At 63.5% G+C, this 21,780-nt stretch carries 24 protein-coding genes; 14 read left to right on the top strand and 10 right to left on the bottom strand.

The window, feature by feature from the left end:
• The first annotated feature begins 74 nt into the window (after window positions 1-74).
• Window positions 75-524 carry a YcgN family cysteine cluster protein gene (locus AC07Y9_RS11245; RefSeq protein ID WP_007926912.1) on the top strand — a complete coding sequence of 150 codons (450 nt, stop codon included), beginning with the start codon at window positions 75-77 and terminating at the stop codon, window positions 522-524.
• Between the two features lie 46 nt (window positions 525-570).
• Window positions 571-1,809, top strand: a complete 1,239-nt coding sequence (locus tag AC07Y9_RS11250; RefSeq protein ID WP_102679226.1) for a hypothetical protein — start codon at window positions 571-573, stop codon at window positions 1,807-1,809.
• Between the two features lie 125 nt (window positions 1,810-1,934).
• Here the strand turns inward: AC07Y9_RS11250 and AC07Y9_RS11255 are convergent, their stop codons facing one another.
• The 4 genes from AC07Y9_RS11255 to AC07Y9_RS11270 all read right to left on the bottom strand — a co-directional run bounded on the left by AC07Y9_RS11255 (window position 1,935) and on the right by AC07Y9_RS11270 (window position 4,154).
• A complete protein-coding gene (locus tag AC07Y9_RS11255) occupies window positions 1,935-2,312 on the bottom strand; it encodes a YgaP family membrane protein (protein WP_087089042.1) in 378 nt (125 codons plus the stop codon).
• 88 nt (window positions 2,313-2,400) lie between these two features.
• Complete coding sequence (locus AC07Y9_RS11260; protein WP_007926908.1) at window positions 2,401-2,868, bottom strand: RNA methyltransferase; 468 nt, start codon at window positions 2,866-2,868, stop codon at window positions 2,401-2,403.
• Window positions 2,869-3,051: 183 nt separating this feature from the next.
• Window positions 3,052-3,417 carry a YajD family HNH nuclease gene (locus AC07Y9_RS11265; RefSeq protein ID WP_007926907.1) on the bottom strand — a complete coding sequence of 122 codons (366 nt, stop codon included), beginning with the start codon at window positions 3,415-3,417 and terminating at the stop codon, window positions 3,052-3,054.
• Window positions 3,418-3,467: 50 nt separating this feature from the next.
• On the bottom strand, window positions 3,468-4,154 hold the full coding sequence (locus AC07Y9_RS11270) for a spermidine synthase (RefSeq protein ID WP_102679225.1): 687 nt from the start codon (window positions 4,152-4,154) through the stop codon (window positions 3,468-3,470).
• A gap of 75 nt (window positions 4,155-4,229) precedes the next feature.
• Between AC07Y9_RS11270 and AC07Y9_RS11275 the strand changes: the two genes are divergently transcribed.
• Window positions 4,230-4,535: a hypothetical protein gene (locus AC07Y9_RS11275; RefSeq protein WP_007926905.1), complete on the top strand. Its 306-nt coding sequence runs from the start codon at window positions 4,230-4,232 to the stop codon at window positions 4,533-4,535.
• Here the strand turns inward: AC07Y9_RS11275 and AC07Y9_RS11280 are convergent.
• Together AC07Y9_RS11280 and AC07Y9_RS11285 are read right to left on the bottom strand one after the other, a co-directional pair.
• Window positions 4,532-5,005, bottom strand: coding sequence for a cyclic nucleotide-binding domain-containing protein (locus AC07Y9_RS11280; protein ID WP_087089040.1), 474 nt, complete (start codon window positions 5,003-5,005; stop codon window positions 4,532-4,534). The genes AC07Y9_RS11275 and AC07Y9_RS11280 overlap by 4 nt on opposite strands.
• 103 nt (window positions 5,006-5,108) lie before the next feature.
• On the bottom strand, window positions 5,109-7,163 hold the full coding sequence (locus AC07Y9_RS11285) for a S9 family peptidase (protein WP_102679224.1): 2,055 nt from the start codon (window positions 7,161-7,163) through the stop codon (window positions 5,109-5,111).
• A 101-nt stretch (window positions 7,164-7,264) separates the two neighbouring features.
• Here AC07Y9_RS11285 and AC07Y9_RS11290 point away from each other — a divergent pair, with 101 nt between their 5' ends.
• The 3 genes from AC07Y9_RS11290 to AC07Y9_RS11300 are packed head-to-tail and all read left to right on the top strand — an operon-like array spanning window position 7,265 to window position 9,115.
• Window positions 7,265-7,759, top strand: coding sequence for an MFS transporter (locus AC07Y9_RS11290; RefSeq protein WP_102679223.1), 495 nt, complete (start codon window positions 7,265-7,267; stop codon window positions 7,757-7,759).
• A 25-nt stretch (window positions 7,760-7,784) separates the two neighbouring features.
• Window positions 7,785-8,561 (top strand): class II glutamine amidotransferase, encoded by a 777-nt coding sequence (locus tag AC07Y9_RS11295; RefSeq protein ID WP_007926899.1) that lies wholly within the window; start codon window positions 7,785-7,787, stop codon window positions 8,559-8,561.
• Window positions 8,562-8,572: 11 nt separating this feature from the next.
• Window positions 8,573-9,115: a DUF2937 family protein gene (locus tag AC07Y9_RS11300; RefSeq protein ID WP_009042623.1), complete on the top strand. Its 543-nt coding sequence runs from the start codon at window positions 8,573-8,575 to the stop codon at window positions 9,113-9,115.
• A gap of 71 nt (window positions 9,116-9,186) precedes the next feature.
• Here the strand turns inward: AC07Y9_RS11300 and AC07Y9_RS11305 are convergent, their stop codons facing one another.
• A complete protein-coding gene (locus AC07Y9_RS11305; RefSeq protein WP_085530091.1) occupies window positions 9,187-10,101 on the bottom strand; it encodes a LysR family transcriptional regulator in 915 nt (304 codons plus the stop codon).
• A 140-nt stretch (window positions 10,102-10,241) separates the two neighbouring features.
• Between AC07Y9_RS11305 and AC07Y9_RS11310 the strand changes: the two genes are divergently transcribed.
• The 4 genes from AC07Y9_RS11310 (at window position 10,242) to AC07Y9_RS11325 (ending at window position 14,158) form a co-directional block, all read left to right on the top strand.
• Window positions 10,242-11,528, top strand: a complete 1,287-nt coding sequence (locus tag AC07Y9_RS11310; protein ID WP_007926893.1) for an MFS transporter — start codon at window positions 10,242-10,244, stop codon at window positions 11,526-11,528.
• Window positions 11,529-11,790: 262 nt separating this feature from the next.
• On the top strand, window positions 11,791-12,540 hold the full coding sequence (locus tag AC07Y9_RS11315) for a 5-oxoprolinase subunit PxpA (protein WP_102679222.1): 750 nt from the start codon (window positions 11,791-11,793) through the stop codon (window positions 12,538-12,540).
• The gene (locus AC07Y9_RS11320) at window positions 12,537-13,244 is read left to right on the top strand and encodes a 5-oxoprolinase subunit B family protein (protein ID WP_102679221.1); all 708 of its coding nucleotides are present in this window, start codon (window positions 12,537-12,539) and stop codon (window positions 13,242-13,244) included. The genes AC07Y9_RS11315 and AC07Y9_RS11320 overlap by 4 nt, the downstream gene beginning before the upstream one ends.
• The gene (locus AC07Y9_RS11325; RefSeq protein WP_087089025.1) at window positions 13,241-14,158 is read left to right on the top strand and encodes a 5-oxoprolinase subunit C family protein; all 918 of its coding nucleotides are present in this window, start codon (window positions 13,241-13,243) and stop codon (window positions 14,156-14,158) included. Before AC07Y9_RS11320 ends, AC07Y9_RS11325 begins: the two co-directional genes overlap by 4 nt.
• Window positions 14,159-14,300: 142 nt before the next feature.
• Here AC07Y9_RS11325 and AC07Y9_RS11330 read toward each other — a convergent pair whose 3' ends face one another.
• From AC07Y9_RS11330 to AC07Y9_RS11340, 3 genes are all read right to left on the bottom strand, one after another.
• A complete protein-coding gene (locus AC07Y9_RS11330; protein WP_007926886.1) occupies window positions 14,301-15,479 on the bottom strand; it encodes a vWA domain-containing protein in 1,179 nt (392 codons plus the stop codon).
• 12 nt (window positions 15,480-15,491) lie between these two features.
• Window positions 15,492-16,337, bottom strand: a complete 846-nt coding sequence (locus AC07Y9_RS11335; RefSeq protein WP_053260017.1) for an AAA family ATPase — start codon at window positions 16,335-16,337, stop codon at window positions 15,492-15,494.
• A gap of 143 nt (window positions 16,338-16,480) precedes the next feature.
• The gene (locus AC07Y9_RS11340) at window positions 16,481-17,554 is read right to left on the bottom strand and encodes a DUF748 domain-containing protein (RefSeq protein WP_102679220.1); all 1,074 of its coding nucleotides are present in this window, start codon (window positions 17,552-17,554) and stop codon (window positions 16,481-16,483) included.
• Between the two features lie 133 nt (window positions 17,555-17,687).
• Here AC07Y9_RS11340 and cysK point away from each other — a divergent pair, with 133 nt between their 5' ends.
• From cysK to AC07Y9_RS11360, 4 genes are all read left to right on the top strand, one after another.
• The gene (cysK, locus tag AC07Y9_RS11345) at window positions 17,688-18,662 is read left to right on the top strand and encodes a cysteine synthase A (protein WP_007926882.1); all 975 of its coding nucleotides are present in this window, start codon (window positions 17,688-17,690) and stop codon (window positions 18,660-18,662) included.
• 261 nt (window positions 18,663-18,923) lie between these two features.
• The gene (locus AC07Y9_RS11350; RefSeq protein WP_009042631.1) at window positions 18,924-19,862 is read left to right on the top strand and encodes an aspartyl/asparaginyl beta-hydroxylase domain-containing protein; all 939 of its coding nucleotides are present in this window, start codon (window positions 18,924-18,926) and stop codon (window positions 19,860-19,862) included.
• 345 nt (window positions 19,863-20,207) lie between these two features.
• The gene (locus AC07Y9_RS11355; protein WP_009042632.1) at window positions 20,208-21,071 is read left to right on the top strand and encodes a DMT family transporter; all 864 of its coding nucleotides are present in this window, start codon (window positions 20,208-20,210) and stop codon (window positions 21,069-21,071) included.
• Window positions 21,072-21,303: 232 nt separating this feature from the next.
• Entirely contained in the window at window positions 21,304-21,690 is a 387-nt protein-coding gene (locus AC07Y9_RS11360; RefSeq protein WP_102679219.1) for a hypothetical protein, read from the top strand.
• The last annotated feature ends 90 nt before the right edge of the window (window positions 21,691-21,780 follow it).

Below are 21,780 nucleotides of genomic sequence, written 5' to 3' on the forward strand. Positions count from 1 at the left end.
CCAGCGCTTGGCCCGCGGGGCCTTGGGCACTAGACTGGCGGCCTTTTCCCTGTCCGATACCGATTACCTGAGCCATGGCCGCCAAAGTTGAACCCTTCTGGATCCGCAAAACCCTCGAACAACTCGATCAGGAGGAGTGGGAGTCGTTGTGCGACGGTTGTGGCCTGTGCTGCCTGCAGAAGCTCGAGGATGAAGAAGACAACAGCGTCTACTACACCCGCATCGCCTGCAAACTGCTGGACCTGAAGACCTGCCAGTGCAGCGACTACGCCAACCGCCGGGCCTCGGTGCCGGACTGTATCCAGCTCACCCCGGGCAAAGCCGATGAGTTCAAATGGCTGCCGCCGACCTGCGGTTATCGCCTGGTCAGCGAGGGCAAGGACCTGCCGCTCTGGCACCATCTGGTGTGCGGTGACCGCGACGCGGTGCACCACGAGCGTATTTCCCAATCCGGACGCATGCTCGCCGAAGGCAGCGTGGCCGAGGAAGACTGGGAAGATCATCTGATTTTCCGCGCCGGCTGAGGGTACGCCGCGCTCGCGTTCAAGGTTGTTTCACGAAGGAGTGTGTATGGCTGTGGGGGCAAGGCTGGCGCTGGCCGGTTGGCTGCTGGTGCTCAGTGCGCCGGGGTGGGCGGCGAAAAAAGTCGATCTGGATTACCACGTGCGCCTGTTGCCGCAGAGCGACCAGGCCGAGGTGCGCCTGACCCTGGCGGACGGCGCGGCGGTGCGCAGCCTGGATTTCGACCTGGGCACGCATGGCGATTACAGCGACTTCAAGGCCGATGGCCAATGGCAGCCCGGGGCGGCCAAGCCTCCCGCGGTACAGCGCGGCGTATGGCGCCCGGCCGACGGCAAGGCCAGCCTGAGCTACCGGGTGCGGATCAGCCACAGCCTGAAGAAGGACAGCTTCGACAGCCGCATGACCCCGCACTGGGCCTTGTTGCGTGGCGACACGCTGGTGCCGGCGGCGAAGCTCGACCAGCAGGACGGCATCGAGCTGGTGTCGCGCCTGGAGTTCGAGTTGCCCGCGGGCTGGAAAAGCGTGGAAACCGCCTGGCCGCGGATCGGCAAGAACCGTTTCCGTATCGATAATCCCGCGCGCCTGTTCGACCGGCCCACCGGCTGGATGCTGGCCGGCGCCCTGGGCAGTCGCCGCACCCGGCTGGGGGAGACCGAAGTCACGGTAGCCTCGCCGCAAGGGCAGGGCATGCGGCGCATGGATGTGCTGACCCTGCTGACCTTCGTCTGGCCGCAGATCCAGGCGACCTTTCCCCGTCATCCAACCAAGTTGCTGATCGTCGGCGCGGCCGACCCGATGTGGCGCGGCAGCCTGGCCGGGCACGATTCGCTGTTCTTGCACAGCCGCCTGCCGCTGGTCAGCGAGAGCGGCACCAGCCCGCTGCTGCGCGAAGTGATCCAGGTCTTTGCCCGGATCAATGACAGCGAGCGCAGCGACTGGATCGGCGAGGGCCTGGCGGAGTACTACGCCATAGAGTTGATGCGCCGCGCCGGCGGCATGAGCGACGAGCGTTACCAGGCCCAGGAGACTCGGTTGGCCAAGAGCGGCCACGGCGTCAGCAGCCTGCGTGGCGAACAGGTGGACGCGCCGGTGGTGGCCAGGGCGGTGTTGCTGTTGCAGGAACTGGATCGGGAGATCCGCCTGAAGACCCGCAACAAGCGTTCGCTGGATGACGTGACCCGGGCGGTGATGCGTCTGGAGCGTGTCAGCACCAAAGAGTTCATCCAGCTCAGCGAGAGCGTGCTGGACGGCTCGTCGAAGGTGCTCGACAGCGATTTGTTGCATTAGTGGAGTCGACCGCTTTGCGGTCATCGCGAGCGAGCTCGCTCCTACAGGTTTTGCGCAATCCCCTGTAGGAGCGAGCTTGCTCGCGATAGCGCTGGTTCATTCAACGCGGCGTTCGAGGCCGCCGATCAAACCCCGGCCTTGGGCGATTTCAACGAATCGTTGCCGGTTACGGTCGCGGTACGGGTGGCCGCCTCGGCATTGGCCTTGAGGGTTTTCAGCTCCGCGCCGGCACGCTCGATCTTCGCCCGCACGTTACTCATATCCTGGCGGCTCTTCTCCAGCAGGCTTTTCGCCGAGCTGTGGCCGGTGATGCCACGGGCCAGGGCGACCCCGCCGATGGCGACCTGGATCAGGCCGAACACACCGCCACGGCGCAGGCCCTTGCCGACCATCACCACGCCGCCGGCCAGCGAGCCGATGCGCTCCCAGCCTTGTACGTTCTGCTCCGCCGGGCTCTGGAAAGGGGTGGTTGCGATGGGTTCCAGTTGTTTGCTGTCGCTCATGATCTGTCTCCAGGGGGGATGGATATAAAGCTGACTGCGCTGGCGCGTCGCTTGTTCCATCGAATGTGCGGCGAACTCGAAGCAGTGCTCAGAACTTGGGGCCGGAGCGGGTGTTGTTGCCCTTGGCCAGGCGGTCGTAGAGCACCACGTTGACGGTGGCGGCGAGGTTCATGCAGCCGGTGGTCGGGATGTAGACCACGTCTTCGCACCAGTCGCGGATGTCCTTGTCCAGGGAGCCGTCTTCCGGACCGAAGATGTACAGCGCGCGATCCGGGTGGGTGTACTCCGGCAGAGAGCGGGCGCCTTCCACCAGTTCCACCGCCACCGGCACGCAGCCCAGGGGCAGGATCTTCTTCAGGTCGTCGATGCCGATCAGCGGGATGTCCTGGTGGACCTTCTTGGTGTCGGTGACGAAGTCGCGGGCCCGTTCATAGCGCTTGCCGGTGTAGAACACCGACGCGACGCCATAGCAACCGGCGGCGCGCATCACCGAACCGACGTTCTCCGGTGACTTGGGGTTATACAAACCAATGCAGCTGTACCTTTTGTTTGCCACGAGCGGGTGCCTTCGAGAAAAATCGCGATTATACGGGGATTGGACGAGGGGCGTGAGGCTCGTGGATAGCGGCGTCCCGGCTGACGCCAGCGCAAGCAAGCTCGATTCTACAGAGGTACGCAAGAGCTGTAGAAGCGAGCTTGCTCGCGAAAGAAAGGACCGGACAAAACAGCCGTGAGGACGTTATTCGTCGTCTTTCTTCATCAACCCCGCCAGCGCGGCGAAGGGGTTGTGGGTGGCCTTGGCGACTTTCGGCGTGCTCAGGGAGCCTTCGCCGAAGTACTGCTGGTCGGTATAGCGCGAGTGTTCGTTGTCATGGCAGTACAGGCACAGCAGTTCCCAGTTGGAACCGTCCTGTGGGTTGTTGTCGTGGTTGTGGTCGCGGTGGTGCACGGTCAGCTCGCTCAGGCGCTTGCCGGAGAACTCGCGGGCGCAGCGTCCACAGACGTGCGGGTACATCTTCAGGGCCTTGTCGCGGTAGCCCATCTCGCGGTCGCGCTGGGCGTCGGCGAGGATGCGGTCGAGCTTGGAAGTGTTGGTCGAACTCATGGGTTCACCTTTAATGCAAAGACTAATGACGGTAATGAGCCCAGTTTAGCTCAGGCCTTGAGCTTCTCGGCAATCCAGATGGTGTGGCGGGTGCCCTTGTTGCCGTGGGCGAAGACCTGCACTTCCTCAGCCTTGAAGCCGGCCTTGCGCAGCTTGTCGGAGTATTGCTTGTCGGCGCTGGCCGACCACACGGCCAGCACGCCCTTGGGTCGCAGGGCCCTGGCGCAGGCCGCCAGCCCGGTGGCGGAGTACAGCCAGCTGTTGGCCTTCTGGGTCAGGCCTTCGGGGCCGTTGTCGACGTCGAGCATGATCGCGTCGAACCCCTGGGGTTCGGCCTGCAGCACCTTGGCCACATCCTCCATGCGGATCACCGTGCGCGGGTCGAGCAACGGCCGGCCGGATTTCTCCCCCAGCGGTCCGCGGTTCCATTCGACCACCCCCGGCACCAGTTCGGCGACCACCACTTCAGCACCCTTGCCCAGGTGCTTGAGGGCCGAGGCGAGGGTGAAGCCCATGCCCAGGCCGCCGATCAGCACCCGCGAATTGGGCCGCCCGGCGACCTTGCGGCAGGGGATCTCCGCCAGGGCGTCTTCGGAGCCGTGCATGCGGGTGTTCATCAATTGCCCGCCGTCGCCGCCCTGGATCTTGATGACAAAATCCTCGCCGTATTCGAACAGGCACAAGGCACCGCCATTTTCGGGAATCGGGGTGGTGTCCAGCAGAACGAAACGTTTCATGAGGGTCTCAATGAGGAAGGCAAACCGCCCCGGTTGGGAGTAGCCTGAGGGCTGACAATAGCGATGGAGCCATTGATGAAGCGCACTATTCTAACGGTCATTGCCCGCGCAGCGCTCTTGCTAAGTGCGGCGCTCGCGATGAGCGCCGTGCACGCCGAGGAACTGCAGGCGGTGCCCGTGACTCCGGTCCCCGCCGCCGGCTCGCCCGGCACTGCGACCCCGACCCCTTATCCGCAGGTCACGCCCCCCAGCACCCCCAAGGCCACGGCCCATGGCGGTGCGCCATTGCTGCCGCCGATCGACATGCCCAAGCCGCCGAAGGACCAGACCTTGCCAGGGTTGCAGCAGAATGAGACGAAAACCAGGACCCCGGGTAGCTAGACCTGTTGCGACAGCAGTTGCCCGTCGGCCATGCGCAGGCGCCTGGACAGTGACACGGCGAGGGCGCGGATGATCTTGGCGGCGATCTTCGGCGCATCGTTGAGCATTTTCTCCAGCGAGTCCTTGCCCAGGTTGAGCAACCGGCAATCGCTGGCGGCCACGCAACTGGCCGAACGCCGTTCGCCATCGAGCACCGCCATCTCTCCGAAGGCCCGACCGCTGCGCAGGGTGGCAATGGTCACGCAAACGCCTTCGCTGTTGGTCTTCTGCACCGCCACCTGGCCGGAATGGATGATGCACATGAAGCTGCCGGCATCGCCTTCGCGGAAGATCTCCTGGCCCTGGGCGATGCTGCTGATGCTGAAGTAGCCGGCGGCGGCATTGAAGTCGGCCGGCAAGAGCTGATCGAACAATCCGCAGTCCATCAGCCAGTCGCGGATTTCATTGTTCAACAAGGTAGGTTCTGGCATGTCGTCACGGTCTTTTTCTTGTGTCTGTTGCGGTCCCGGGCAGGTGCGGTATGGCCTGGGGCCGGCGGTCCTGGGTTAAGACAGGAGCGCCGGCCGGAGTTCCTCAGGCAATGCCCAGAATCTTGAAAACAAATGCATATTCGAGCGCTACGTCACGCAATCCCTGGTAACGCCCGCTCATCCCGCCGTGGCCGGCGCCGAGCTCGGTCTTGAGCAGCAGCAGGTGGTCGTCGGTCTTGGTGGCGCGCAACCGGGCCACCCACTTGGCCGCCTCCCAGTACTGCACGCGGCTGTCGTTGTAGCCGGCGATCACCAGGGTCGCCGGATAGGCCTTGGCCTCGACATTCTCATAAGGCGCGTAGGCCTTGATCCGCGCGTAGACCTCGGGCTCCTCGGGGTTGCCCCATTCGTCGTACTCGGTGACGGTCAGCGGCAGCTCGGGGTCGAGCATGGTGTTGAGCACATCGACGAACGGCACCTCGGCAATCGCCGCCTTGAACAGTTCCGGGCGCTGGTTGAGCACCGCACCGATCAACAGTCCGCCGGCGCTGCCGCCGCTGATGGCCAGTTGCTCGGAAGTGGTCAGGCCCTGGGCGATCAGGTGTTCGGCGCAGGCGATGAAGTCGCTGAAGGTGTTCTGCTTGTGTTCCTGCTTGCCGGCGCGGTACCAGGCTTCGCCCAGCTCGCCGCCGCCACGCACGTGGGCGATGGCGAAGGCCACGCCGCGCTCCAGCAGGCTCAGGCGCGCATGGGAGAACCACGGGTCGAGACTTTCGCCGTAGGCGCCGTAGCCGTAGAGGTACAGCGGTGCCGGCCGGCCCAGGGCTTCGCGCTTGATCACCAGGCTGATCGGCACCTGGGTGCCGTCGGCCGCGGTCGCCCACAGGCGCTGGCTGACATAGGCATCCGGGTCGAACACGCCGAGCACCGGGGTTTCCTTGAGCACTTTCTGTTCGCCGCCGGCCAGATCCAGCTGGCGGATCTGCGCCGGACGGTTCAGCGCTTCGTAGCGCAGGCGGATGCGCTGGCTGACGAATTCCAGGCTGTTCTGCACATGCAGGCTGTAGGCCGCATCCGGCAGTTGCACGCGATAGGCCGGCAGGCCCTCGGGGTGCACCTCGATGATCGGCAGGCCGCCTTCGCGCAGGCTCAGGGTCATGGCCGAGCTGTTCAGGCTCAGGCCTTCGAGCATCACGCTATTGCTGTGGGGGATCAGGTTCTGCCAGTCGGCTTCACCCGGCACCGTGCCCTGGTCCGGCGCCTGGTAGAGGGCGAAGTTGATGCCGTCGCGGTTGCTGCGGATAAACCAGGTCCACTGGCCGTCGAGCAGGCCGTGGTCGACGTCGTATTCATGGTGTTCGACCCGCGGCGCCAGGCAGGTAAAGGCCTGCTGCGGCTGCGCCGCGTCGAGTACCCAGACCTCGCTGGTGGTCTTGCTGCCCAGGGACAGCAGCAGCTGTTTCTCCGAGCTTGAGCGGTAGCAATGCAGGAAAAAGCGCCCGTCCGGCTCATGGAACACCTCTTCGGCGGCGGTGCCATCCAGGCGATAACGCAGCAGCTTGTGTGGGCGGTGGGTGTCGTCCAGCTCGCCGAAGAACAGGGTCAGGCTGTCGTTGGCCCAGGTCATGCTGCCGTCGCAATCGGCGAACGCCAGTTCGCTGACCTTGCCGCTGGACAGCTCCTTGACGAACAGGGTGTAGACCTCTTCGCCGCTGGTATCGAGGCTGTAGGCCAGGCGCTGGTGGTCGGGGCTGATGCTGAAGGCGCCGAGGGAGAAGAAACCACCCTTGGCCAGTTCGTTGGGGTCCAGCAGCAGTTGTTCCTGGCTTTCGTCGACGCTCAGGCTGTCGTCGGCCGGGCGCGGGCAGCGGTAGTGCCGGGCGTATTCGTCGCCGGCGGTGGTGCGGGTGTAATACAGGTACGGGCCCCAGGGGGAGGGCAGGGACAGGTCGGTCTCGAGGATCCGGCCCTTGATTTCCTGGAACAGGGTTTCACGCAGCACCGCCTGGTCGGCGAGGGCGGCTTCCTGGTAGCTGTTTTCGGCCTTCAGGTAATCGAGCACGGCATCGGTGTCGCGCTCCTGGAGCCAGGCGTACGGGTCCGGGCCTTCGGCCTTGCGGGCGATCGGGGCGCTGGTGACGTGGGCGGATACGGGCATGAAGGGCTCTCGGGGCGGTGACAATTAAGGGCGCGGCAGACGGCGGTGCAGCCTGGCATGCGAAAAGCCGTTATCATAAGCGCCTCTTTGCCTGCCTTGCCATGGACACCATGACCGAGAACGACTATCTGATCGCTTGGGGGCTCTACGCCTTCGCCGCCTTGGGCTGCCTGCTGGTATGGATGCGCCTGACCCGCTGGATGTGGCGCTGGCTGCGCGAGCCGCTGCGAGTGCTGGTGGCGGTGCTGCTGTTCAGCCCGACCGTGGTCGATCCGGCCAAGGAAATGTTCGCCCCGGCCGTGGCCATCACCGCCCTGGACATGCTGTTCAAGGTCGGCAACAACGCCTGGCGCGCGGTCTCCGACCTGTTCATGTACGGCGTGATCGCCTTCGGCATCTACCTGGCGTTCGTCCTGATCCGCTGGCCGATCGAGCGCGCCTCCATGGCCCGCAAGGAACAGGCCGAAGCCGCCAAGGCCGCGGCCCGTGCCGAAGAGCCGGACGACCAGCCTTTCGGCGGCGCCGGCGACGATCGCTACGGCCGCCCGCCAGTGCCCAGCAACCTCCAGCGTTCGCGGATCGAGCCGCGTCTGTAACACGCATTGAAGCGAGAGTCCGAGCATGTGTGAGTTATTGGGCATGAGCGCCAATGTACCGACCGATATCGTGTTCAGCTTTACCGGGCTGATGCAGCGCGGCGGGCGCACCGGTCCGCATCGCGACGGCTGGGGCATCGCTTTCTACGAGGGCCGCGGCCTGCGCCTGTTCCAGGACCCGGCGGCGAGCAGCGAGTCGGAAGTGGCCAACCTGGTGCAGCGCTACCCGATCAAGAGCGAAGTGGTGATCGGCCACATTCGCCAGGCCAACGTCGGTAAGGTCTGCCTGTCCAACACCCATCCGTTCGTGCGCGAGCTGTGGGGGCGCAACTGGTGTTTCGCCCACAACGGCCAACTGGCGGACTTCCAGCCTCCCACCAGCTTCTATCGTCCGGTGGGCGATACCGACAGCGAAGCGGCTTTCTGCGACCTGCTCAACCGGGTGCGCGAAGCCTTTCCCGAGCCGGTGGAAGTCGAAGAGTTGTTGCCGTCGCTGGTGGCCGCCTGCGCCGAATATCGCGGCAAGGGCGTGTTCAACTGCCTGCTCAGCGATGGCGACTGGCTGTTCTGCTACTGCTCGACCAAGCTGGCGCAGATCACCCGCCGCGCGCCCTTTGGCCCGGCCCGCCTGAAGGACGTCGATGTGATCGTCGACTTCCAGGCGGAAACCACGCCCAACGACGTGGTGACGGTGATCGCCACCGAACCTTTGACCGAAAACGAAACCTGGACTCGCTACGAGCCGGGCCAATGGAGCCTGTGGCGGCGCGGTGAATGCGTCCTGCACGGCCAGACCGAATAAGGACATCCCCTATGTTGCTCAGTTATCTGCGGCTGGTGCTGTTTGCGGCGGGCCTGTTGATCGGTGTACAGGTGCCGGGTTTCATCAGCGATTACGCCAAGCGCGTCGAGGCTCACCTGATCGAGGCCCAGGCCGGCCTGCAAGGGTTCCAGGGCACCGCCAACCAGTTCTTCAAGGGCGATCTGCAGGCGCTGGTCGCCCACTATCGGGCCAGCGACGATCCGGTGTTTCGCAGCGACGCCGACAGCCTGGGCAATCTGCTGGTTCGCCAGCGCGCCCTGGACAAGCAGTTCCAGGCCATGCAGGGCCCGTGGTACATCCGCCTGCTGCAAGTGGTGCTGGCCGCCGACCCGGATATCCGCCAGGAAACCTGGAACGGCTACAGCTACCAGATCCTGCTGACCCCGCAAGCGATGATCTGGGCCATGAGCGGCGCCTTGCTGCTGTCGTTCGGCCTGGAATGCCTGTATCGCCTGATCGACTGGGTGGTGCTCGGCGGCAAGCGCCTGCGCCAGAGCCGGCCGATCGAAGAGCGTGACTTGAAGGGGCTGTGATGTAGCCGCTGCCGCCGGCTGCGATCGGTTGCGCAGCCTTCGGCAGCGGCTACAAAAGCATTCGCGGCGGATCAGCCCGCCAGCACGATATAGTCCGGCCCCACCTTGCGCGCATAACTTTCCAGCACTTGCTGGCACAGCACCACCACCTCTTCCACCAGTTCGACCCCCACCCGCCATGACACCACCACCTGCAGGTTCGGCGGGCGCTGGTCGATGGCCAGCAGGGTCAGTTCGCCGCGCGCCAGTTCCTCGCTGACCAGTACCGGCGGCAAGGCGCCGATGCCGAAGCCGTCGCGCAGCAGGCGGGTAATGGCCGACACCGAGTTCACGCAGTTGAGCCGTGGCGCGGTCACCCCGTTGGCCTGCATCAGGCTCAGCACTTCCTGGTGCGGCAGGGAGTTCTTCGAGTAGGTGATGATGCGTTCCCGGGCCAGCTCGGCCAGGTTGGCGTACTCGCGGTTGTAGATCGAGTGGCTGGCGACTATCCAGCCCATCGGGTGGCTGGCCAGTTCCAGGCTGCGAATGGATTCCTGGCGCAGCAGGTCGGTTTGCAGCACCAGGTCGAGAAAGCCTTTCTGCAACTGGTCGCAGAGGTTCAGCGAGGTGTCGGCCACCAGCTCGATTTCCACCTGGGGATAGCTGTCCATCATCCGCGCCACCAGGGGGCTGAGCCAGGTGTGGATCACCGTGTCCATGACGCCGATGCGAATCCGCCCGACCTTGCTCGAGCGGGTCTCGATCGACTGCTTGAGCGCCTGCATGGTGTCCATCATCTGCTCGGCATAGTCGAGCACCTTGAGGCCTTCCGGGGTCAGGCTCACGCCGCGCGAGTCGCGCAGGAACAGCTTGACCCCCAGTTCACCCTCGAGCACGGCGATGCGGCTGGAGATCGATGCCTGGGTGGTGAAGAGTTTGTCGGCGGTCAGGCGAAAGCTTTTCAGGCGCGCCACCCAGACAAAGGTTTCAAGAAACTTGAGGTTCATGCGATCAACTTTTCTTATGTCTGGAGGCGGTTTTTATTAGTTGGACGGGGCAGGGCGCGGGCGCCAAAAATCGCTGCGTCTCACGATAAGCGTCGTCGGGGCCCAGAACAATACCAATAAAACCAAGGTGGAGATTTGCCATGAGTGCGCCCGACACGCTCGCCGCCAGCAAGGCCAAAGGCCGCGCCGGCCCCTTCGACTGGTACCGCGACATCAACCAGCAGGAACGCCGCACGTTCTGGAGCTGCAAGGCCGGTTACGGCCTGGATGGCATGGACACCCAGATGCTCAGCTTCGTCATCCCGACCCTGATTGCGCTGTGGGGTATCAGCTCCGCCGAGGCCGGCCTGATCCACACCAGCACCTTGCTGGCTTCCGCCCTAGGCGGCTGGATCGCCGGCATCCTGTCCGATCGCATCGGCCGGGTGCGCACCCTGCAACTGACCGTGCTCTGGTTCGCCTTCTTCACCTTCCTGTGTGGCCTGGCGCAGAACTACGAGCAACTGTTGATCGCCCGGACCCTGATGGGTTTCGGCTTCGGCGGCGAGTGGACCGCCGGCGCGGTGCTGATCGGCGAAGTGATCCGCGCGGAAAACCGCGGCAAGGCGGTGGGCATGGTGCAGTCCGGCTGGGCCTTGGGCTGGGGCATCACGGCACTGCTCTATGCGCTGATGTATTCCCTGCTGCCGCCGGAAGACGCCTGGCGCGCCTTGTTCCTGCTGGGCATCCTGCCGGCGATCTTCGTGATCTTCGTCCGCCGCCTGGTCAAGGACCCGGAGATCTACCGGCAAACCCGCGCCCGGGAAGTGCCCGACAACCCCTCGCGCTTCTACGAGATTTTCGCTCCCGGCATTCTCAGCACCACCCTGCGCGCGTCGCTGCTCGCGGCCGGCGCCCAGGGCGGTTATTACGCCATCACGTTCTGGCTGCCGACCTTCCTCAAGACCGAGCGCGGCTTGAGCGTGCTGAGCACCGGCGGCTACCTGGCGATGGTGATCTTCGGCTCCTATGTGGGCTATGTGATCAGCGCCTATCTGACCGACATTCTCGGGCGCAAGAAGAACTTCGTCCTGTTCGCCGCCGGCTCGTTCACCATCGTCCTGCTGTACACGCAAATGCCGGTGAGCAACGCGGTGATGCTGTGGCTGGGCTTTCCCCTGGGCTTCTTCGCTTCGGGGATCTTCAGCGGCATGGGCGCCTTCCTGACGGAGCTGTTCCCCACGCGGATCCGCGGTTCGGGCCAGGGCTTCTGCTACAACAGTGGCCGGGCGCTGGCGGCCCTGTTCCCGCTGCTGATCGGGCTGCTCAGCCAGCACATCCCGCTGGGCGCGGCCATCGGCACCTTCGCCGCTGTGTCCTACGGCATCGTGGTCCTGGCGGCCCTGAGCCTGCCGGAAACCCGTGGCAAACAACTCGAAGCGCGCTAGGGTCTGTACGAAAAGTCGGCGAGCGAAGGTCAGGCAAGGCAAAAACAGGCGAGGAACGGCCGGGGTCGCGTTCGACTGTAGGGGCCTAAATGAGCATTCCGATCGGACTCGCGCACGAGCCTGTTTTTAACGCAGCATGGCCCGCGTAGCGCGGAAGGCGCCCAGCGCGCAGCCACTTTTCGTACAGAGCCTAACTGATAATCTGTGGGCATCCCGCGCGATCCCCGCAGCCAACATGACAAACGCTACAGGAGCACTGACCGTGAGCCGCCTGTTATTGAATTGCGACATCGGCGAAAGCTTTGGCAACTGGACCATGGGCCTGGATGCCGAGGTGATGCCATTCATCGATTGCGCCAACATCGCCTGCGGTTTCCACGCCGGCGACCCGAGCATCATGCGCAAGACCGTCAGCCTGGCCCTGGCCAATGGCGTGCGCATCGGCGCGCACCCGGCGTACCAGGACCTGGCCGGTTTCGGTCGCCGTTCCATGGCCTACGGCGCCCAGGAACTGCAGGACCTGCTGCACTACCAGATCGGCGCCCTCGACGGCATCTGCCGGGCCCAGGGCGCTCGGGTGAGCTACGTCAAACCCCATGGCGCCATGTACAACGACATGATGGCCAACCCGGCGCAGCTGCGCGCGGTGATCCAGGCGGTGGCCGCCTACGACAAGACGCTGCCGCTGATGTTGATGGCCACCCGTGACAACGGCGCGGCCCAGGCCCTGGGCGACGAGTTCGGCGTGACCCTGTGGTTCGAAGCCTTCGCCGACCGTGCCTACGACAACGCCGGTCACCTGGTTTCGCGGCAACTGCCGGGGGCGGTGCATCACGACCCGGAAAAGATCATCGCCCAGGCGCTGACCATCGCCCGCGGCGACGCGCTGCAGGCCAGCGACGGTAGCGCCTTGCACCTGCAGGCCAATACCCTGTGCGTGCATGGCGACAACGCCAGTTCGGTGGCCGCCGTGCAGCGTATCCGCGCGGCCCTTGCGCAGTTGCCAGCATGAAAATACGCCTTGAAGTGGTGGCCATCGATTGCCTGATGGTGCGCCTGTTCGATGTCATCGCCGAGGCCAACATGCCGTGGATGCTCGCTGCCAGCGAGCGCCTGCGGGCGGCCTTCGGCGGGCAGTTGATCGATCTGGTGCCGTCCTATACCACGCTGATGGTGCACTACGACCTGACTGCCCTGAGCCCGTCCCAGGCGCGGGAACTGATCGATCTGGCCCTGACCGACCTGACCCCCGATTCGCGTACCGGTGGCCAGCGCCATGTGCTGCCGGTCTGGTACGACCTCAGCGTCGGCCCGGAGCTGAGCCTGTTGTCGCGGCGCAGCGGCCTGTCGGTGAACGAGGTGATCCGTTGCCACAGCGAGCGTGAATACCAGGTGTTCGCCCTGGGTTTCGCCCCGGGTTTCGCCTTTATGGGGCTGGTGGACGAAGTGCTGGCCGCGCCGCGCCTGGATACCCCACGCAAGCGGGTGGCGGCCGGTAGCGTGGGCATTGCCGAACGGCAGACCGCGGCTTATCCGGTGGTGTCGCCGGGGGGCTGGAACCTGATCGGACGTACGCCGAGCCGCCTGTTCGATCGCGAGCGCGATGGCTACAGCCTGATGCAACCGGGCGACAGTGTGCGTTTCGCCGCGGTGGACCACGCCGAATTCATCCGCCTGGGCGGTGACGACACGCCACTTCCGGAGGCACTGGCATGAGCCGCCTGACGATCGAAGCCAGTACGCCCTTGTGCCTGTTGCAGGATGCCGGTCGCTTTGGCGTGCGGCACCTGGGCGTGACCCAGGGCGGCGCGCTGGACTGGGTGTCGATGTCCTGGGCCAACTGGCTGCTGGGCAACGCCCTGGATGCGCCGGTGATCGAGATCACCCTGGGCGGTTTCAGCGTGGTCGCCGAGGAACTGTGCCTGCTGGCGCTGGCGGGCGCCGACCTGGGGGCCTGTATCGACGAGCGTCCGCTCAGCCCGGGGCGCAGCTTTATCCTGCAAAAAGGCCAGCGGTTGCGTTTCACCCAGCCGTACCAGGGGGCGCGGGCCTACCTGGCGGCGCCCGGCGGTTTCAATGCGCCCAAGGTGCTGGGCAGTTGCGCCAGCGTGGTCCGCGAGGAACTGGGCGGGCTCGACGGCTTCGGCCGGCCACTGGCCGCGGGCGCGCGGCTGGAGTATTGCGGGGCAGGGACGAACCTCAAGGCGCTGTCGGGCAAGCAACTGCCGGACCTGCAATCGAAGGCGCCGCTGGAGGTGATTCTCGGGGCGCAGATCGGCCAGTTCAGCGGGCAGAGCCTGTTCGATGCCTTCAACAGCGCCTGGACCCTGGACAGCCGCGCCGACCGCATGGGCATGCGCCTGCTGGGGCCGTCACTGCGTTATCAAGGGGCGCCGATGATCTCCGAGGGTATTCCCCTGGGGGCGATCCAGGTGCCACCGGACGGCCAGCCGATCGTGCTGCTCAACGACCGGCAGACCATTGGCGGGTATCCACGGCTGGGGGCCTTGACGCCCCTGGCGCTGGCGCGGCTGGCGCAATGCCTGCCGGGCAGCGAAGTGCGCCTGACGCCGGTGGTGCAGGAGACGGCGTATCGGCAGCAGATCGAGTTTTTACGGCGGTTTGTCTGAACCGATGTAGCCGCTGCCGAAGGCTGCGATAAGGCCCGAAGGGCCTTCAAGCGGACTCAAGAGCGCGTCTGCTTCGTCGGAGTGCCGCCCAAGCCGATCGCAGCCTGCGGCAGCGGCTACAGGGATCGTGTTGGATGGGATCTTATTTGGAGAGAAACCGCATCCCTTCTTCCAGGCCGCGCAAGGTCAGCGGGTACATCTGGTCTTCGATCAGCTCGCGCACGATGTTGGTCGAGGCGGTGTAGCCCCAGGTGTCTTTCGGGTAGGGGTTGATCCAGATGAGCTTCTTGTACTTCTCCATGAAGCGCTGCATCCACACATAACCGGCTTCTTCGTTCCAGTGCTCGACGCTGCCGCCGGCCTGGGTGATTTCGTAGGGCGCCATGGCGGCGTCGCCGACGAAGATCACTTTGTAGTCGGCGCCGTATTTGTGCAGCACGTCCTGGGTCGAGGTGCGTTCCGAGCCGCGGCGCAGGTTGTTCTTCCACACCGACTCATAGATGAAGTTGTGGAAGTAGTAGTACTCCAGGTGCTTGAACTCGGTCTTGCAGGCCGAGAACAGCTCCTCGCAGATCTTCACGTGGGCATCCATGGAGCCGCCGATATCGAACAGCAACAGCAGCTTGATGCTGTTGCGCCGTTCCGGGCGCATCTGGATGTTCAGCAGGCCGGCGTCGCGGGCGGTGTGGTCGATGGTGCCGTCGATGTCCAGCTCGTCCGCCGCGCCCTGGCGGGCGAACTTGCGCAGGCGGCGCAGGGCCACCTTGATGTTGCGCGTGCCCAGTTCCACCGAGTCGTCGAGGTTCTTGTACTCGCGCTGGTCCCAGACCTTGACCGCCTTGCCCTGGCGCTTGCCGGCATCGCCGACGCGGATGCCTTCCGGGTTAAAACCGCCGGAGCCGAAGGGGCTGGTGCCGCCGGTGCCGATCCACTTGTTGCCGCCGGCATGGCGTTCCTTCTGTTCTTCCAGGCGCTTCTTGAACTCTTCGATCAGCTTGTCCAGGCCGCCGAGGGACTGGATCTGCGCCCGTTCCTCATCGCTCAGCGAGCGCTCGAACTCCTTGCGCAGCCAATCCTCGGGGATCAGCGCCTGCAGGTGGTCGTCGAGTTTTTCCAGGCCGTTGAAGTAGGCGCCGAACGCGCGGTCGAACTTGTCGAAGTGCCGTTCGTCCTTCACCAGGATCGCCCGGGACAGGTAATAGAACTCGTCCATGTCGGCGAAGGTCACGCGCTGCTTGAGCGCGTTGATCAGGTCGAGCAGCTCGCGCACCGACACCGGAACCTTGGCGGCACGCATTTCATTGAACAGGTTGAGCAGCATGACAATGCCCTCTCAGCGGGTGCCACGACGGCTCATGAACGCCAGGCGTTCCAACAACTGCACATCCTGCTCGTTCTTCACCAGGGCACCGGCCAGCGGCGGGATGGCCTTGGTCGGATCGCGTTCGCGCAGCACCGCTTCGCCGATGTTGTCGGCCATTAGCAGCTTGAGCCAGTCCACCAGCTCGGAGGTCGAAGGCTTCTTCTTCAGGCCCGGCACCTTGCGCACGTCGAAGAACACATCCAGCGCTTCGCTGACCAGGTCCTTCTTGATGTCCGGGTAGTGCACGTCGACGATTTTCTGCAGGGTGGTGCGGTCGGGGAAGGCGATGTAGTGGAAGAAACAGCGGCGCAGGAAAGCGTCCGGCAGCTCTTTCTCGTTGTTGGAGGTAATGATGATGATCGGGCGCTGTTTGGCCTTGATGGTCTCGTCGATTTCGTAGACGTAGAACTCCATCTTGTCGAGTTCCTGCAACAGGTCGTTGGGGAACTCGATGTCGGCCTTGTCGATCTCGTCGATCAGCAGGATCACCCGCTCCTCGGATTCGAAGGCCTCCCACAGCTTGCCCTTCTTCAGGTAGTTGCGGATGTCATGCACCTTGTCCACGCCCAGCTGCGAATCGCGCAGGCGGCTCACCGCGTCGTATTCGTACAGGCCCTGGTGAGCCTTGGTGGTGGACTTGATGTGCCAGGTGATCAGCCTGGCACCGAAGGACTCGGCCAGTTGCTCGGCGAGCATGGTCTTGCCGGTGCCCGGTTCGCCCTTGACCAGCAGCGGCCGCTCCAGGGTGATGGCGGCATTGACTGCCAGCTTCAGGTCATCGGTGGCGACGTACGCGCTGGTGCCTTCGAACTTCATCTGCAATTCCTCGAACGGTAACGCCGACGTGCATCGAGCAGGTCGGAAGAATAAAACACGAATGGCCGACTATAGCGCGCCGCCCGGCCGACTGTGAACGCAGACGCCCCATTCAGTCTCTGAATGGGGCGTCACGTGGTGACTCAGTCAGTGGATGGTTTGGGACGCTCATACTGGGCATTGAAGGCCTCGATGAAACCATTGCGTAAAATCTGCAAAAAAGCCTGGAATGCGCTGATATCACGCTGATGTACGCTGCCTTTGAGTTCGACCCGGGTGGCGAACTGGTTTTTTCCCTGGTTTTTCAGCACGGTTTCGCTGACCCCCACCAGGGCTTCCCAGATCGAACGGAATATCCCTTTGTCCTTGTTCTCGACATCCTGCTGCCAATTGAACACATCGACGTCGCGCAGCAGCGGCTTGATATAGCCGGTGAGCTGGCCTTTGTTGGCTTCGGCTTCGATCACCAGGTCGCCGTGTCCGGCGTTGAAGTCGAATTTGCCATAGGCGGCGGCGAAGTCGTTCAAGCGCTTGAGTTCGATATCCCGCACGCGCAGGCGGAACTCGAAGTCCTGGAAGTCGCTCAGTGGGTCGAAGGTGGCGTTGGTTTCCAGGGGCGCATGGCCCAGCAGCAGGGCCTTGCCTTCGAGGCGGGCGTCGCGTTTGCCTTGGGTGTCGACCACGTTGGTCAGGTTGTAGGCGCTGGCGTTGACCTGGGTGGCGCTCATGTTCACCGGCGGTTTGGAGTTGAAGTTACGGAAACTGATCTTGCCGTCGCTGACCTGTACTTCGTTGAGGGTGATGGGCAGCAGTTTGTTCAGCTGGGCCCGCCAGTCGGTGCCTTCACCGGTTTGCGAGTTCTGTTTGTTGGCGCCGTCGACGAAGTTGACCTGCGGCCCGACGAATTGCACTTCGGCCACCACCGCATGGTCGTACCACAGGGAGCGCCAGCTCACTGACAGATCGACCAGCGGTGCATTGACGAACGGCACCGGCACCTTGCCGTCGACCTTGACGATTTTCAGGCCGTTGATCCGGTAGGCACCGCGCCACAGGGCCAGGTCGACATCGGCGATCTGGCCACGGTAGTCGCCCATGTTGGCGAGCCGGTCATTGAGGTAATCGCGCACCAGGTAGGGCAGGGCGATATGCAGGGCAACCAGCAGCACCAGCACCCCGGCGAGGGTCCACAGGGGCCAACTGTAGCGACGTTTCATGAGCGTGAGTCTCCAGCCATGTGCCTTATAGCGATTGACTCCCCGGCATCGCAGACGTTCGTCCCGACTGGACGCTCATGGGTGCGAGGCATACCCTTGAAGACTTCCTTTCACGCTGTACAAGGACCCAGCCATGAGCCGCATTTTCGTTGACAACGCCCATTCCATCGGCAATACGCCGCTGGTGCAGATCAACCGCATCGCGCCCCGCGGCGTCACCATCCTGGCCAAGATCGAAGGGCGTAACCCGGGTTATTCGGTGAAGTGCCGGATCGGCGCGAACATGATCTGGGACGCGGAAAGCAGCGGCAAACTCAAGCCGGGCATGACCATCATCGAGCCGACCTCGGGTAACACCGGCATCGGCCTGGCCTTCGTCGCCGCGGCCCGTGGCTATAAGCTGGTCCTGACCATGCCGGCGTCGATGAGCATCGAGCGACGCAAGGTGCTCAAGGCCCTGGGGGCCGAGCTGGTGCTGACCGAGCCGGCCAAGGGTATGAAAGGGGCGATCGAGAAGGCCGCGCAAATCCTCGCCAGCGACCCTGACAAATACTTCATGCCGCAGCAGTTCGATAACCCGGCCAACCCGGCGATCCACGAGAAAACCACCGGTCCGGAAATCTGGAATGACACCGATGGCGCCGTGGACGTGCTGGTGGCGGGCGTCGGCACCGGCGGCACCATCACCGGGGTTTCCCGTTACATCAAGAAGACCCAGGGCAAACCTATCCTGTCGGTGGCGGTGGAGCCGAGCGTCTCGCCGGTGATTACCCAGAAGCTGGCGGGCGAAGAGATCAAGCCCAGCCCGCACAAGATCCAGGGCATCGGTGCCGGTTTTGTGCCGAGCAATCTCGACCTGTCGATGGTCGACCGGGTCGAGCTGGCGAGCGACGAGGAATCCAAGGCCATGGCCCTGCGCCTGATGCAGGAGGAGGGGATCCTCTGTGGCATCTCCTGCGGCGCGGCGATGGCGGTGGCGGTGCGCCTGGCGGAAACCCCCGAGATGCAAGGCAAGACCATAGTGGTGGTGCTGCCGGATTCGGGTGAACGTTATCTGTCGAGCATGCTGTTCAGCGACCTGTTCACCGAGCAGGAGAACCAGCAGTAAGGCAGTGGGAAGGTGATCGCCGGCAGGCTCCGCAGGAGCCCGCTTGCCGGCGATCAAAGGCGTGCAGGGCATGTTGCATGGGTACTGACCTGCATCAGCTGGCGTTCAGCTGGCGTGTGTTAATCAGCGTTTTATTGCACGACTGTTAACACTGATTGTCGGTTTGTGCGGGTTTTTCCAGGGGCCAGGAGTGTTTATCATGGCCGGCTGCCATGCCGGATGAATGCTGCCCCGCCGGTAATTATTTCAAGGAGATATTGCATGAGCCTTTCGTTTGCCGCCAAGTCAGCGGTGTTGCTGCTATTCATCGGCAGCACTCTCTACGTGCATTTACGCGGCAAGGCTCGACTGCCGGTGCTGCGTCAGTTCGTCAACCATTCGGCGCTGTTCGCTCCTTACAACGCCTTGATGTACCTGTTTTCCGGTGTGCCTTCCAAGCCCTATCTGGACCGCAGCAAGTTCCCCGAGCTGGATGTGCTCAAGGACAACTGGGAAGTGATCCGCGACGAAGCCATGCATTTGTTCGACGAGGGTTACATCCGCGCCGCCGAGAAGAACAACGACGCCGGTTTCGGTTCGTTCTTCAAGAAGGGCTGGAAGCGTTTCTACCTCAAGTGGTACGACAAACCGCTGCCGTCGGCCGAGTTGCTGTGCCCGAAGACCGTTGAACTGGTCAGCCGCATTCCCAACGTCAAGGGCGCGATGTTCGCCCTGCTGCCCGGTGGCAGCCATCTGAACCCGCACCGCGATCCGTTCGCCGGCTCCCTGCGTTATCACCTGGGCCTGTCCACGCCGAACTCCGACGACTGCCGGATTTTCGTCGACGGCCAGGTCTACGCCTGGCGCGATGGCGAAGACGTGATGTTCGATGAAACCTATGTGCACTGGGTCAAAAACGAGACCGACAAGACCCGGGTCATTCTGTTCTGCGACATCGAGCGTCCGCTGAGCAACCCGCTGATGACCCGCATCAACCGCTGGATCAGCGCCTGGCTGGGGCGTGCCACCGCGCCGCAGAACCTCGACGACGAGCGCGTCGGCGGGATCAACCAGGCCTATGCCTGGAGCAAGCGCTTCAGCGACCGCATCAGTGGCGTGGTCAAGCAATGGAAGCGCCGCAATCCGAAGCTCTACCGCGTCATGCGTCCGGTGCTGGCGGTGGTGGTCCTGACCGCCCTGGGTTACTGGCTGTTCGGATAAGGCGTTGCAATGAATATCGGGCGCTGGTTATAGTCGGCGCCCGGTGTATCAGAAGATTCACCTTCCACTTCAGAAAGATCAGCATATGCCTCATTCCCTCATCAACGCGGTAGTCGATTCAGCGGTCAACGCTGGCGTCGTGCCGTGCGGGAACCCGCAGCCTGTGCAGATCAGTCATTACCCCCCACCTGTCAGTAGCACGCCGGTGTGCGCCGTCGTATCACCGCCGGGCGTCGTCGTACGGGGCTGATCAGCAACCTTTGCTGTTGCCCGCGCCCGCCAGAAAAAACTACTGAATTTCAGCCTCGGCTGAGTTGGCTATTTGCCTGATTACAGGTGGTATTCATGTTGTTCATATCGAAAAAGTCCGCGCTTGCGGCGGCTTCCACGAGCCTGTTCGTCCTGCTCTGGAGCAGTGGGGCGATCTTCTCAAAATGGGGGCTGGCCCATGCCTCGCCCTTTGCCTTCCTGTTGTTCCGTTTTGCCATCGCCCTGTGCGGACTGGTGCTGTTGATTCCCCTGCTCAAGCTGCGTTTGCCCCGCGGACGCAAGCCGATGCTGTATGCGGTGGCCACCGGGCTGGTGTTGCTGGGGGCATACCAGATCTTCTACCTGCTGGCCCTGGACCTGAAGGTCACCCCCGGAGTGATGGCCACCATCATGGGAGTACAACCCATCCTCACCGTGGTGATCATGGAGCGTCAGCGCTCCTGGAGCCGGATGTTCGGCCTGGCGCTGGGTTTGGCCGGGTTGATCATGGTGGTCTATCAGGGCATCGGCCTGGCCGGCATGTCGCTGGCCGGGATGCTCTTCGGCCTGCTGGCCCTGGTGAGCATGACCCTGGGCTCGATCATGCAGAAGCGCATCAGCGACAATCCGCTGGGCACCCTGCCGGTGCAGTACCTGGCGGGGCTGTTGCTGTGCGCGCTGTTCGTGCCGTTCCAGCCGTTTCACTTCGAGCACAGCGTCGGCTTTATCGTCCCGGCGCTGTGGATGGGGCTGGTGGTCTCGGTGCTGGCGACCTTGCTGCTGTACCGGCTGATCGCTCGCGGCAATCTGGTGAATGTCACCAGCCTGTTCTACCTGGTGCCGGCGGTGACGGCCGTGATGGACTACCTGTTCTTCGGTAATCGGCTGGCACTGCTGAGCGTGCTCGGCATGCTGTTGATCATCGTCGGGTTGGTGTTTGTGTTCCGCAAAAACAGCTGATTCATGAGGGCCGGGCGCAGCTTTCGACTTGAGCGAGGGCTGCGCCTTTTTTTGCCTGGGCGGACCCTTTAGATTGGCCAGGGCTGGCCGATAGCAATGATGGCTCATTGCCATTAATTTGTATTCGCTTTTACCCTATTTATTGTTGATTTGGGAATAGGACAAACCTTAAAAATTAAAGATTTCTTCTACACTGACGACATACTCTTCAGGCCCAATGGAGAAAGTCAGAATGAGTACCAAGCTGGTTTTGGCAGGTGTCGGCATGTTTCTAGGCTTGAGTGGAATCTGTTCCGCAGCCCCTCAAAGCATCCAGGGAACGATCTATTTTCACGGCAGCATCGTCGAGGAGCCTTGCACGCCAAGCTCGATTGCCCACGGCGGGGCGGCGTTGAGTCTTCGCCAGTGCCCGCAGTTTTCCCGCGGCAACGACATTCGTGTACACGGCGTCGGCCCATCGAGCTCGGTGACGGCCATCGGCAAATCGCCAGTCAACGTCAAGTTGGTCACGGACAGCGGCAAGGAAGGGCGCTACTACGATCAGCAATATGCGCTGGTCGATGAGGCAGGCAAACCGGTCAACTCGGGGATGTACCTGATTACCTTGACGTCGCCATGACACAGGTATAGGCCAATACCCGGCGCTAGAGCGCCGGGTATTGAATGACCGTCACGGATGCCCCCGTTGTTGCTGGAGGCATGCCTTGAC

It is taken from the genome of Pseudomonas sp. GW456-L12 (assembly GCF_059424045.1).